Origin of the sequence: Bacteroides oleiciplenus YIT 12058 (assembly GCF_000315485.1) — a bacterium.
GTDB classification, from domain to species: domain Bacteria; phylum Bacteroidota; class Bacteroidia; order Bacteroidales; family Bacteroidaceae; genus Bacteroides; species Bacteroides oleiciplenus.
On record NZ_JH992940.1, the window covers coordinates 567,244 to 581,488 of the forward strand.

The following is a 14,245-nucleotide window of genomic DNA, read 5'->3' on the forward strand; positions in this document are numbered from 1 at the left end:
TTTTTCTCCTTCCCGCTTTCTTAACCCAATCGTTTTACCTATTTTTGAGACCAATACCAATACTCTAAACAAAATGAACAAGTATTTTATACTCCTGTTTATCATTCTTATGTCCGCTATAGCAAGCTGCAACAAGCCGCTGGGAAGTACCCCTCCTGCCCCCTCCCGTTTTCACACAGACAGTGTGGCAATCATAGCCAAAGCCAATCAATTCCGCCTGGAAAAAGAATATGACAGCGCTATCGCCCTGCTCGACTCCACTTTCCTGTTACCTATCCAGAGCAACCAACATCCCGACGGACTATCACCGGACGACGCCCGACGTCTGATGTCCTACGCAATCAGACACTTGATGTTCGCATACAATCATTCCCGAAGAATCACCGAAGGGCACGAACATTTCCTCCGGCTCAGAGAGATGAACCACCCGATACTATCCCGGCATTGCCAACGTGAAATGCTGGTATGTGATGCACAAATGCTGCAAACCCTTGGTCGTCGTGCCGAAGCCTGCCAACTTCTCGACCAAGCTATGAGCATCCATGAAAACAATGATCCCTCGAGCGAACTTTTCTGTACCATAGCCGCCGGAATCACCTATATGGCTGTCGACTCCACCGAAACACGGGCAGAACCCACTTTGCTGCGGGCTGCCGAAGCAATGAGAAACGGAGCCTATGACGATACCGGACTGTATCCGCAGGCCATGGCAAACTTGGCGAACATCTATATCCGGAAAAATGAATTTCAGAAAGGCATAAAACTCTGTCAGGAAGTCATGGAACAGAGTGACAGAGCACAGAATCCACGTGGTGTGATGCTGGCCGCTATCAACCTCTGCGGAAATTATACCGAACTTAGCTTCTTCGATAAAGCCTTGCACTACAACGACGAAGGACTCCGCCAGTTCAGGGAAGACAACGAGACTTGGGGTATGGCAGCAAGCCTGTATGAAAGAAGAGCTCTGATTTATAAAAGAATGGGGCTCATTGACTCCGCCTTTTCAGCACTCAACCTTGCCGACAGTTTCTATGTCAGAGCCACAAACCCGCGCGGTCAGATACGTGTGCAACTGGAAAAGTTGGATGCAAAAGCCGAATTCCCAGACTCGCTACCAAATGCCCTGACCGGTTTTGAGGAAATAAAAGATAAAGTTCCCGGTTACATGCAACTCGACTATTACATGGGTTATGGAAAAGCGACGTATCTGGCCGGAAGATATAAAGAAGCCATTCCCTTGCTCGAAAAAGCCGTTGACTTATCTAAAATCCGCGGAGACTGGGAAACCGAAAATCATAATAACCGATTATTGCTCGACAGTTATCACCACACCGGCATGATGAAAGCCGCCAAAGCCTTGCTCCCCCGGTACAATATGATTATCGACTCCGTGACTCATGAAAAATCCATTCGCGAATCCATAGCGTCCCATATACGTTATGAAACAGAGAAAATAGAACAGGAAAATCGCCTGCTCACAGCAGATATAGCCTTGCGTAACAGTGTAATCCGCACTTACACCATCGGCACAATCGCCTTTATTCTTTTCATTCTTCTCCTGGGCACCTGGTTCTGGTCCAGACACCGACTCGCCTCCATCCGCCTGAATGAAAAAGAAAAGGAGTTGAAAAGGATCATCGAATCACGCTATGAACTTCATGAACGCAATCAAGAGCTATTACGCCAATTGACCGAAATACAAGCTTCAAACCAGTCCGGCGGCGAACTCAACAAGTTGATGGAAACTCTGTCTCCTGCCATGTTGACTTCGAAAGAGGAAACTGAATTTCGCGTAGCCTTTTCCGAAATCTATCCTACAGCTCTTATCCGCTTGCGCAGCGCCTGTCCCAATATCACAAAAAATGAAGAACTGTTGTGTATGCTTATCCTTATTAATCAAACCACAGAAGAAATAGCCCGGATATTAGGCATAGCTTCCACCAGCGTCACCAGGATACGCTATCGGTTAAGACCAAAACTTACTATTCCGGAGAAGGCTTCACTGGATGCGGAAATAAGAAGGATCATGAAGGGATAAGATTAGTTTTTAGTTATCTTTGCACAGCTTTTCAGTAAGCATTATTCATGTATCACTAAACACTAACCATTAATCACTAACAAACATGCCCAACCCCGTCATATTCGTATCCCTCGGTCCCGGAGAACCGGAACTTATCACCCTGAAAGGCTTGAAAGCCCTGCAAAATGCCGATTGCATTTTCTGCCCCGAAACTCACGCCACAAACGGACGTACGTTTTCACGTGCTGCCGATATATTACGCGCACTGGATATTCCGGATACACTTCTCTCCCGTTTCACATTGCCCATGAGCAAAAACCGGACACAGGCATTGGCTGCTTATGACAAAGTATATGCCGCATCTGCACAGCTTTATAAAGAGAATAAAAAAGTCTGCATCGTTGCCGAAGGAGATGCCGGCCTCTACTCCTCCATTCATTATATCTTCGATAAGCTGCAAGCCGACGGCATCCCCGTTCAACACATCGCCGGTATCCCTGCTTTCATCGCAGCAGGCGCTTGTGCAGGGCTTCATATCGCCAGTCAAGAAGAACGGCTGACCGTTGTTCCCGGCATCATAACCGTTGAAGAGATTGAGAAGTATATGCAGGAAAAGACCACCATCGTCATCATGAAGCTCTCCCAATGCGCCGACGAAGTCCACCGTTGCATCCATCTGCATCCTGAGTATGCTTACCATTATTTTGAAAACGTAGGGACCGAAAATGAAATATATTTAAATGACGTTCCGCAGATTGATGTTCACACTTTTCCCTACTTCTCAATACTCATCATCCGCCGACAAGAAAACAGACATAAAGAATAGGAAGAGTTTTTGTTCTGTTTCTCTCCCTTCCTATTACCCGAACCGTATCAAAGCCGTATTAGCTCCGTAGTATCTCCGTATCTATACATTTAGACTAGATACGGCCTTGACACGGACCAGACACGGACCGGGTACGGTGCAGACCCGAATATTGGTCTAAAATTCCGATTTAATACTATTTCGCACATAATAAACACAAATTTTCCGAAAATGCACTACCTTTGTCCCCGTTGTAAACTTAAAAAGAGAAATAGACATGAAAAAACTTGCATTGTATATGTTTATGCTCGTTCTGAGCATAGGTTATGTATCAGCACAGGGGAAAGCTGACATTAAGTTTGATAAGACTTCACACGACTTCGGCACGTTTTCTGAAAACGATCCGGTTGTAAGTTGTGTATTCACATTCACCAACGTGGGCGATGCTCCGCTGGTTATTCATCAAGCCGTAGCTTCCTGTGGATGTACAGTACCCGAATATACCCAAGAACCCGTATTGCCGGGTAAGACCGGAACCGTCAAGATTACGTACAACGGTACAGGCAAATATCCGGGACACTTCAAGAAGTCCATCACCCTGCGTACAAATGCCAAAACAGAAATGATGCGACTCTTTGTAGAAGGAGATATGACACCGAAAGATGCGAAATAAGCATCTTTATATATAAGAATAAAGGAGAATTTTTCAATTCTCCTTTTTTTTTGCTTTCTTTGAAGCTGATTTGGATAAAATAATCAATTAATGGACGACATAATAACTATAAACATAAAAGTAATTAAGAAACTATGAAACAAGAAGAAGAGAAATTGACCGGTTTGCCGGAAAATGCATTCCGCGAACTAAAACCGGGCGAAGTCTACAACCCTTTGATGAGCCCCGACAAGAAGTATCCGGAAGTTAACCTCTGGTCTGTGTTGTGGGGTATCGCTATGGCTATCCTCTTTTCGGCTGCGGCAGCCTATCTGGGGTTGAAAGTAGGTCAGGTATTCGAAGCTGCCATCCCTATAGCAATTATTGCCGTAGGCGTATCAGGCGCCGCCAAACGTAAGAATGCGTTGGGCGAAAATGTCATTATCCAATCCATCGGCGCCAGCTCCGGCGTCATCGTGGCAGGTGCCATCTTTACCCTGCCGGCCCTATATATTTTGCAAGAAACTTATCCGGAAGAAATCACGGTTACTTTTACTCAGGTATTCATCAGTTCATTGCTGGGAGGCGTACTGGGTATTCTCTTCCTCATCCCGTTCCGCAAATACTTTGTCAGCGATATGCATGGCAAGTATCCTTTCCCTGAGGCAACAGCTACTACACAAGTACTTGTATCGGGCGAAAAAGGCGGAAGCCAGGCAAAACCGTTGCTAATGGCAGGTATCATCGGCGGTCTATATGATTTCATAGTGGCTACATTCGGCTGGTGGAACGAAAACTTCACCACACGCGTATGTGGCTTTGGCGAAATGCTGGCGGAAAAAGCGAAACTGGTGTTCAAGGTAAATACTGGTGCTGCCGTACTCGGTCTGGGTTATATCGTAGGTTTGAAATATGCTTCTATCATCTGTGCAGGTTCACTGGCAGTATGGTGGGTTATCATTCCGGGCATGTCTATGATTTGGGGCGACAGCGTGCTGAACCAGTGGAATCCTGAAATCGTAGCTACCGTAGGCAGCATGGCTCCCGAAGAAATATTCAACCATTATGCCAAGAGTATCGGTATCGGCGGTATCGCTATGGCAGGTATCATCGGTATCATCAAGTCATGGGGAATCATTAAAAGTGCCGTAGGACTGGCAGCTAAGGAAATGGGTGGAAAATCCAATGTAGAAGCCAGTGTGAAGCGCACACAACGTGATATTTCCATGAAGATTATCGCTATCGGCTCTATTGTGACATTGTTGCTGGTGGCCCTGTTTTTTTATTTCGATGTAATGCAGGGAAATCTGTTGCATACGATTGTAGCTATCTTATTAGTAGCGGGCATCAGCTTCTTGTTTACAACAGTGGCTGCCAACGCGATTGCGATTGTCGGGACAAATCCTGTTTCGGGCATGACGCTTATGACTCTGATCCTGGCATCGGTGGTGATGGTGGCAGTAGGCCTGAAAGGTACGGGAGGCATGGTGGCAGCTTTGGTAATGGGAGGTGTTGTTTGCACAGCATTGTCAATGGCAGGCGGTTTCATCACCGACTTGAAGATTGGTTACTGGCTGGGAAGCACACCTGCCAAACAAGAGACATGGAAATTCCTCGGAACGATTGTTTCGGCTGCTACCGTAGGCGGTGTGATGATTATCCTGAACAAGACTTACGGCTTCACCAGTGGCGACTTGATCGCTCCGCAAGCAAATGCGATGGCAGCAGTGATCAAGCCTTTGATGAGTGGCGTAGATGCTCCATGGTTACTTTATGGCATCGGTGCCGTGCTTGCCATTATCCTGACTTTCTGCAAAATTCCGGCACTGGCATTTGCGCTGGGCATGTTCATCCCATTACAGCTGAACGTTCCTCTGGTAGTGGGTGGAGCCATCAATTGGTTTGTGACAAGCCGTAGCAAGGATGCAGCTATCAATACAGAACGTGGTGAAAAGGGTACGTTGCTGGCTTCCGGTTTCATTGCCGGTGGCGCCCTGATGGGAGTAGTCAGTGCAGCAATGCGCTTTGGCGGTATCAATCTGGTTAACGATGCCTGGGTGAACAATACCTGGTCCGAAGTACTGGCTTTGGGTGCTTATGCATTGCTGATCATCTACTTTATCAAAGCTTCAATGAAAACAAAATAAGAAATATAATATGAGAATAATTCTATTTTTCACAGCATTGTTTATGTCAATTCTACTATCTGCTCAGAAACCCGTTGAGATACCTTTGTGGCCTAACGGGGCTCCAAATACAAACGGACTGACGGGTGACCAGGAAGACTTGGATGGCGGCCGCGTGGCCAACGTTGTCAATCCCACCATCACAGTCTATCGTCCGGCAAATCCCAACGGTATGACTATCCTTATGTGTCCGGGTGGCGGATATGCCCGTCTGGCCATGAATCATGAAGGCCATGATATGGCTTCCTGGTTCAACACACAGGGAATCACTTATGTTGTTCTGAAATACCGCATGCCGAACGGACATCGCGAAGTTCCTCTCTCTGATGCGGAACAAGCAATTCGCATTATCCGCCAGCATGCCAAAGAATGGGGCATCAATCCGAACCGTGTAGGCGTTATGGGAGCATCGGCGGGCGGACATTTGGCAGCGTCACTCTCCACACTATATGGCAGCGACGAAACGCGTCCGGATTTCCAGATTCTGCTTTACCCCGTTATCTCCATGATACCGGGTATCACTCACGGAGGTTCCCGCCAGAATCTTCTCGGCAATAATCCGACGAAGGAACTGGAAGCAGACTATTCACTGGAACGCCGTGTATCTCCCCGTTCTCCACAAGCTTTCATCGTACTCTCTGCGGATGATGGTGCCGTGCCTCCTATGAATAGTATCGGCTACTTCCTTGCCCTAAACCAACAGAAAGTTCCCGTCTCCATGCACATCTACCCCATCGGCGGACATGGCTGGGGATTCCGTGACAATTTCACTTACAAACGCCAGTGGACGGAAGAACTGGAAAAGTGGTTGCGTGATGGACTGAAATTTGAGAAGAAATAAAAAACATTATAGCTCATGAAAAGACTGACTCTTATCACCTGCCTCGCATTGCTTCCCCTCACCCTTCTGGCACAGGAGGATCGCTACGACCAGTTGACCAATCCGAAGTTGACCCACATCAACAAAATGACTCCCCGGAGTACGTTCACTTCTTACGTAAGTGAAGAAGATGCCATTGTCAATGACCGGACGAACGGTACAGACCGTCTTTCCCTCAACGGGAAATGGAAGTTCAACTACGTGGAGAACTTCGCCGATCGCCCCACTGACTTTATGAACGCACGTACTGACGTGAACCGTTGGCCTGACATCAATGTACCGGGTAACTGGGAATTGCAGGGGTTCGGCACACCTATCTACGTCAATCAACCCTACGAGTTTTGTTCCAAAGGTTACGAACCTTACTGGGACAAACCGAATCCGCCTTATGTTCCTAAAGACTGGAATCCTACCGGAACTTATCGTCGCGAATTTATTATAGGGAACGATTGGGATGGAAAAGAGATTTTCCTTAGTGCCGACGGTGTACGAGGTGCTGCTTTCTACTATATCAACGGCAAGTTTGTCGGCATGAGCAAGGACGCCAAAACTCCTGCCCGCTTCAATGTGACCGGTATGGCAAAGAGAGGCAAAAATATCATCGCCATCCAAGTGCACCGTTTCTCGGATGCCAATTATCTGGAATGTCAAGACTTCTGGCGCATCAGCGGTATCGAGCGTGATATTTATCTATATGCCACTCCAAAGATTCACATTGCTGACTTCAAAGTGGAAACTCCATTAGATCCTTACTACAAAGACGGTATTCTGAAACTGAAAGTAAAACTTACGAATGAAAGCGATATCAAGTCTCCGTATGTGGTGTCTTATCGATTGTTAGACAATGAAGACCAGCAAGTCACCCAATCTTCCACCCGCGTGGAAGGCGACCAGACCGAAGTGGAATTTACCAAGAAAACCCTCCGTGGTGTGAAACAATGGACTGCAGAAACTCCGAATCTCTATACACTTGTTATCAGCCTGAAACGTACGAATGGTGAAGTGATAGAAGCTACCAGTTGCAAAGTAGGCTTCCGCACGATAGAGATTAAGGATAAACAGTTGCTTGTGAACGGTGTGCCCATTCTTGTGAAAGGTGTAAACTACCACGAACATAGCGAACTCACCGGACATTATGTTTCCGAAGAACTTATGTTGAAAGACTTCGAACTCTGGAAGAAATATAATGTGAACACGGTACGCACTTGCCACTATCCGCAGCAGGAACGTTTCTACGAACTTTGTGACCAATATGGTATCTACGTTATCGATGAAGCCAATATCGAAAGTCACGGCATGGGCTATAACCTGAACGTAGGCGGTACTTTGGGTAACAATCCATTATTCATGAATGCCCACCTCGACCGCACCATGAATATGTACGAACGCGATAAGAATCATCCGTCCGTCATCATCTGGTCATTGGGTAATGAAGCCGGAAACGGACTGAACTTCTATGTTACTTACAATACGTTAAAGATGCTCGATAGCCGTCCTATCCAGTATGAACGTGCCGGATTGGAGTGGAACACAGACATCTATTGCCCTATGTATACTTCTCCTCAAAATATTGAAAAGTATGCGCAAAATAAAGAAATGACGCGCCCTCTGATTCTGTGCGAATATGCCCATGCCATGGGCAACAGTCTTGGAAACTTCCAGGATTATTGGGATGTCATTGAAAAGTACCCGATACTGCAAGGTGGTTGTATCTGGGACTGGGTAGACCAAGGTTTCGCAGCTAAAACCAGCGATGGGCGTAAGTATTGGAACTATGGCGGTGATTATGGCGATAAAGGTACTCCTTCCGATGGTAACTTCTGCATCAACGGTATAGTTTATCCCGACCGCAGCATCAAACCGCAGACCATCGAAATGGGTAAAGTTTACCAGAACATTAAGTTCATTAAATTCGACCCGCAAACCTGTACTGTACAGGTCCGCAATGATTTCTCTTTCACTGACCTGAATAAATACGATTTCCATTACATCGTACGCGATCATGGAAAAGAGATTTATAAAGGTAATATGGATAACATCAATGCAGCCCCGGGTAAAACAGCAACCAGCGGATTCCTGCAAGGTATTCCTAAGGATAAAAACACTGTGGGAGATGTACGCATCGAATTCTATGCCACTATACGTCAGGCAGAACCCTTCTTGCCGGTGGGTACGGTGATTGCCCGCGAACAGACTTATGTTCATCCGTTCTTCAAGAAAGAAGTGGTGCATCAGGATCCCGCTAAGATGGAAGAAGTTTCCTCTCAGGTAGTTTTCAGTGGTGACGAGTTCAAAGCGGCATTCAATAAGCAAAGCGGCTTGTTAGTGTCTTACATCTACAAAAAACAGGAATATATTCACGATGGACAAGGCCCGCGTCCTTTCTTCTGGCGTGCACCTACTGATAACGATTACGGAGCAAAACTTCCTACCCGTCTGAAAGCATGGAGAGAGGCCAGCTATCAGACACTCCAAGCAGAATCATTCAATGTGTCCAAAGAAGGTGGCAATTCCATTGTAAAAGTAGCCTATCGTTTCCCGCAGACGGATGCACGTTGGGAGATTACTTATAAGATATTTGCCAATGGTATCATCAAAGTGAACAACCGCTTTGTTGCCGAAGGGAAAGAGACGCCAATGATTCCGCGTGTTGGTTTGCGTATGCAGTTGTCAGAAACATTAACCAACCTCACTTATTACGGTCGTGGACCGGAAGAGAATTATCGCGACCGTCGTACCTCCCAGTTTATCGGAGAGTACACCATTCCAATCAAAGATATGTATGAGCCGTATGTTCGTCCGCAAGAGAACGAGCACCGCACAGATATCTATTGGTGTGCCCTCACCAATAAACAGAAAGGCGGTTTACTTTTCATTGCCGACCGTACATTCGAGTTGAATGCTTCCAACTATCCACTCGGAACTTTGGATAGTGGTGAAACGATTGATAATGGCGCTCCACGCACAGAGCAAACCAACCATCGCCATCTTACCGATCCACAACCGGAGAAGCTGGTAGATATGTTTATTGACTATCGCATGATGGGCGTTGGCGGTGACAACAGTTGGGGAGCTACGGCACACGAACCCTATCTGATTCGTCCCGGTGTAGAGAATGCCATCGAATATGGTTTCTCCATCGTACCGTTTGACAAGAAGACAGATTACAAAAATTTAATCTATCAATATTGAATTTAATCTGTCCAACTTAAGGATTTATGAAAAGGATGTCGTACTTTTGCGACATCCTTTTTATTTATATTAAAAACGAAAGAACAATGAAAACAATGATTACACTCCTGTTCAGTGCACTTTGTGCGGCCACTGTCAATGCCCAAACAAATGACAATGAGAATGCCATGCTGAACAATGGAATAAAATTTCTGGATATTCCTTACGTAGCGCATACGTTGGAAGTAACTGATGGTGAAGAAGAACTTATCATCAACTGTGATGAAGTGGACTGCACCACTTTTGTAGAATATACTCTTGCCATGGCCCTCTCTCCTACTGAAGACGGTCAGGTAGCCGAAGGTGACTTCGCCGATAAGCTCCAGATGATCCGCTATCGTGACGGAAAGATAAACGGTTATACTTCCCGTTTGCATTACATTGCAGACTGGGTGAACAATGGCGTTCGTAACGGTTTCCTGGAAGATTTAACCCCGACTTACAGTCCGCACACACAGAAGGTTGCTCTTTCTTATATGTCTTCTCATCCTGAGTTGTATAAGCAGTTGAGCAATTCTCCGCAGAATGTAGCCAAGATGAAAGAGATTGAGAAATCATTGAATGGACAAGAGTTCCATTACATCCCGAAAGATAAGTTGCCGTTCAATGGCCTGCCTTGGATTAAGAATGGTGACATTATTGCCATTACTACAAATACTCCGGGACTGGATGTGGCTCATATGGGTATTGCTTTCTATGTGGATGGCAAGCTGAGTTTGCTACATGCTTCTTCCAAAGAGAAGAAGGTGGTTGTTTCTAAAGTGGCTTTGGGACAGATGTTGCAGAATAATCCAAGTTGGACGGGAATACGGGTGCTGAGGATGAAGAAATAGCATATCCAATGTGGTATTATAAAAAGGCGATGGAAAATTATACTCTCCATCGCCTTTCTTTATTCTACGCCTCTACGACAATATATTCATCAATATTTCGCGTCTCCTTGCTAAAGTTCACGCCGACTTTCACTAATTTCCTACCATCCAACATGTAAGGAATCAAATATCCCTTTTCACCTATTTGCTTCAAAGCAGCTTCGGCGGTACCATCCAATTTAAACTCAAAAACATAAATAGCTGTAGGAGTATGAACCACCGCGTCGGCACGGCCACGACTACTACGCACTTCAGATTGGATGAACTGTCCCAACAAAGTAAACACTACATGGAAAATAGCCTGATAATGACGTTCTGTATCATCATTCAACTCATACGGAATCCCAGAAAAGAATATCTTCAGACGTTCCATGAATGCTTCCACATCACCACTCTTCAATTCACGCATGAATTTGGCAATATGAAAACCGGTCTCATCATCAGTGACCTTGGTATAAAAAGGAACCAGAAAGTTGAGAAAGCCATAACGCACTTCATCATTGGGGAATTGAAGCGTATAAAGGCAAACCTCCTTATCATAGGCTTTTATTGTCAAGTAACCGCTTTGATAAATCATAGGCAGAGGATTATTTGCCTCCGCACGATATTCCGAGAAAGCAGAGGCAGTAACTTCCACCCCATTCAACAAAAGGCGGAGATCATAGTCACTCTGTTTCAACAAATCTACTAAATAGGTGGGAGTACCTGTCTGAAACCAGAAGTTACCGAAATTCAATTTCTGGAATACATTCAGAAGGCTGAAAGGGTTAAAAAGTCCCACCGAAGTATCTTCACAAAAATGATAACCGTCATATTTTTTTGCCAAACGAAAGACAGTTTCTTCAAAAGTAAGTTCTTCATTCTCACCCAACTGTTTTATTTCCGGACCGAATGTTCTTATAAGTTCATCTTGTGTAATACCGCACAAAGCATTATACGCTCTGTCCATGCTTATATCGTTCAGTTGATTCAAGTCACTGAACACGCTTACTTGGGCAAACTTAGTTACTCCAGTCAGGAAAACAAAACGAAGATAGCGGTCAGCACTCTTCAAAACACCATAGAATGCTTTTAATATTTTCCGATACTCATCCAGCAAGTTCTCATCCAAGACGGCTTGAAGCAACGGCTTGTCATACTCATCAATCAAGACAACCACCTGCTTTCCTGTCTGTATACATGCCTGCTCTATTACATAAGCAAAACGTTCTTCCGGACTACGATCTTTTTTCTCTGAGCCATAGAGTAATTCCCACTTTTCCAAATACTGATTAAGCATAGCTACCAAATCAGCAGCAATCTCATATTTCCGGGCATTCAAGTCAAGATGTAGTACAGGATATTGTTCCCATTCGGTTTCTAACCTTTCAATGGCCAAACCTTGGAACAAGTCTTTACGCCCTTGAAAATAAGCTTCAAAAGTGGAGAGAAGCAGACTCTTGCCAAATCGACGCGGACGGCTTAGGAAATAAGGTTTACCCACATTTGCAATTTGATGAACCATAGCCGTTTTATCTACATAAAGATAACCATCTCTACGTATTTCCTCAAAAGTCTGTATGCCTATCGGCAGTTTACGTATCTGTTCCATTTACTAAAGCCTAATTGGTGTATGACAAAGGTACTATTTATATTTCAAAAACAAGATGAAAGCCGATGAAGATTTCACGATATACACAAGAACTCATGCAAGTATTTATTTCCATAATCCGACATCCCGTAAGGATATGTATTCCCTGAAGCAAAGAAAACAGCCCGTTGGGAGCTGTTTTCTATAATGAGTTTATTACTTATTGCCTCACCCACACTTTTATCTTTTCCATACATAGTATGGGATGAACAACCATTTCAATATTCCCAATATTCTTTTACACATACAGATACTCCCATATTCGTTCTGCAATCTTTTCCGCACTCATACCATATTCATTCCTCAGATACTTCTGAGTACCTACAATGCAGGAATAGGTATCATTCAATCCTATCTTTATCTGTACCGCTCTGTTTCCAGACATCTCACTCAGCACTTCAGCTACGGCACTGCCAAATCCACCTATGATATTATGCTCCTCTACGGTTACAATCAAATCATATTCTTTTGCACAAGCCCGAATAAGTTCCCTATCAATAGGCTTCACAGTAGGGAAAGTGTATAATGCCGGATAAATACCTCTATCATTCAGTAATTCAACTGCGCCGAGTGCTTCATCAAAAATTCCTCCTGTAGAGAAAACCACAACCCGGTTTCCTTCTTTTATCTGAATAGCTTTGCCTATACGAAAATCAGAAATAGACTCATGTATCTTCTGTTCCCCTCCCCTGCCAAGTCTCAGATAACAAGTGCCCTGATGTTCATAAATAGCCCGCGTACAGGCAGCAGCTTCCGTTAAATCTCCCGGCGCCATAACAACCACCGAAGGCAAGGCGCGCATAATGGCTAAGTCCTCCGTAGCATGATGGCTCATTCCCAAAGAACCATATACAAAGCCGCCACCCACACATACAATCTTTACATTAGCATCATGATAAGCACAGTCATTTCTGATCTGTTCCAGGCAGCGCAATGTCGGAAAATTACCGATGGAGTAAGTGAATACTTTTTTTCCGGACAAAGCCAGTCCGGCAGCAATGCCTGTCATATTCTGCTCTGCAATGCCTATGTTGGTGAACTGCTCAGGCAATTGTTCCCAATAAGGTTTCAATACTCCAAAACCTAAATCACCCGTCAACAGATGGACGTCTTTATCAGCCTTGGCAATCTCGATTAATGTCTTTACAAATGTATCTCTCATGGCTTCTGTTCCTCCAACTCTCTAACGGCAGCCTCATATTCTTCTCCCTGCGGAGTACGGTAATGCCACAATATGTTATTTTCCATAAATGATATACCTTTCCCTTTAATGGTATTTGCCAGAATCAGCTTCGGGTTTCCATTCGTAAAGGTGGTGTGGAATGCATTCCTCAATTCATCATGATTATGCCCGTCAATACTCAACACATTATAACCGAAACTCTCAAACTTCTTATCCAACGGAGCCAGAGACAAAGTATCTTCGCAAAAAGTAAGACTTTGCATCTTGTTGTAGTCCACTATCACCGTCAGATTATCCAGCCTATGATGATGGGCAAACATGGAAGCTTCCCACACCGAACCTTCATCACACTCTCCATCTCCCATCACCACATATATATGATAATCCTTGTGCTCTATCTTTGCATCCAATGCCATTCCCACAGCTACCGGAAGCCCATGCCCTAACGAACCGGTAGAAAATTCCACTCCAGGAACACCTTTGTGCGATACATGGCCCGACAGACGACTACCGTCAGCATAATGTGTAGCCAATTCATCAGTAGAAAAGAACCCTCTTTCCGCAAGTGCCGCATAGATAGCTGCACCTGCATGGCCCTTACTTAAAATCAACCGGTCACGGTCCTCTTTTTGGGGATTCTGCGGATCTACATTCAGTATATCCGTATATAATACGGCAATGATATCCGATACGGATAAGATTGCACCAACATGGGAGCCACGGGAGATATGAGTCATTTCTACGCCATGACGCTTGATCTTCCAGGCTAATTCTTCACTATTCATA

General features: G+C 45.0%; 10 protein-coding genes. 7 read left to right on the top strand and 3 right to left on the bottom strand.

All coding sequences use genetic code 11. From position 1 onward, the window contains the following. Window positions 1-73: 73 nt before the first annotated feature. The 7 genes from HMPREF9447_RS02250 (at window position 74) to HMPREF9447_RS02280 (ending at window position 10,607) form a co-directional block, all read left to right on the top strand. A complete protein-coding gene (locus HMPREF9447_RS02250) occupies window positions 74-2,038 on the top strand; it encodes a tetratricopeptide repeat protein (protein WP_009127675.1) in 1,965 nt (654 codons plus the stop codon). A gap of 85 nt (window positions 2,039-2,123) precedes the next feature. Then, entirely contained in the window at window positions 2,124-2,846 is a 723-nt protein-coding gene (locus HMPREF9447_RS02255) for a precorrin-2 C(20)-methyltransferase (protein WP_009127676.1), read from the top strand. Between the two features lie 256 nt (window positions 2,847-3,102). Further along, window positions 3,103-3,498, top strand: coding sequence for a DUF1573 domain-containing protein (locus tag HMPREF9447_RS02260; RefSeq protein WP_009127678.1), 396 nt, complete (start codon window positions 3,103-3,105; stop codon window positions 3,496-3,498). Window positions 3,499-3,632: 134 nt separating this feature from the next. Next, entirely contained in the window at window positions 3,633-5,624 is a 1,992-nt protein-coding gene (locus HMPREF9447_RS02265; RefSeq protein WP_009127680.1) for an OPT family oligopeptide transporter, read from the top strand. A gap of 10 nt (window positions 5,625-5,634) precedes the next feature. Then, window positions 5,635-6,504 (top strand): alpha/beta hydrolase, encoded by an 870-nt coding sequence (locus HMPREF9447_RS02270; protein WP_009127683.1) that lies wholly within the window; start codon window positions 5,635-5,637, stop codon window positions 6,502-6,504. A 15-nt stretch (window positions 6,505-6,519) separates the two neighbouring features. Then, entirely contained in the window at window positions 6,520-9,735 is a 3,216-nt protein-coding gene (locus HMPREF9447_RS02275; RefSeq protein WP_009127685.1) for a glycoside hydrolase family 2 TIM barrel-domain containing protein, read from the top strand. A gap of 86 nt (window positions 9,736-9,821) precedes the next feature. Further along, the gene (locus HMPREF9447_RS02280; protein ID WP_009127686.1) at window positions 9,822-10,607 is read left to right on the top strand and encodes an N-acetylmuramoyl-L-alanine amidase-like domain-containing protein; all 786 of its coding nucleotides are present in this window, start codon (window positions 9,822-9,824) and stop codon (window positions 10,605-10,607) included. A gap of 64 nt (window positions 10,608-10,671) precedes the next feature. Here the strand turns inward: HMPREF9447_RS02280 and HMPREF9447_RS02285 are convergent, their stop codons facing one another. From HMPREF9447_RS02285 to HMPREF9447_RS02295, 3 genes are all read right to left on the bottom strand, one after another. Beyond that, window positions 10,672-12,237 (bottom strand): ATP-binding protein, encoded by a 1,566-nt coding sequence (locus HMPREF9447_RS02285; protein WP_009127688.1) that lies wholly within the window; start codon window positions 12,235-12,237, stop codon window positions 10,672-10,674. Between the two features lie 277 nt (window positions 12,238-12,514). Next, window positions 12,515-13,438: a transketolase family protein gene (locus HMPREF9447_RS02290; RefSeq protein ID WP_009127690.1), complete on the bottom strand. Its 924-nt coding sequence runs from the start codon at window positions 13,436-13,438 to the stop codon at window positions 12,515-12,517. Further along, a complete protein-coding gene (locus HMPREF9447_RS02295) occupies window positions 13,435-14,244 on the bottom strand; it encodes a transketolase (RefSeq protein ID WP_009127692.1) in 810 nt (269 codons plus the stop codon). The genes HMPREF9447_RS02290 and HMPREF9447_RS02295 overlap by 4 nt, the downstream gene beginning before the upstream one ends. Between the last annotated feature and the right edge of the window lies 1 nt (window position 14,245).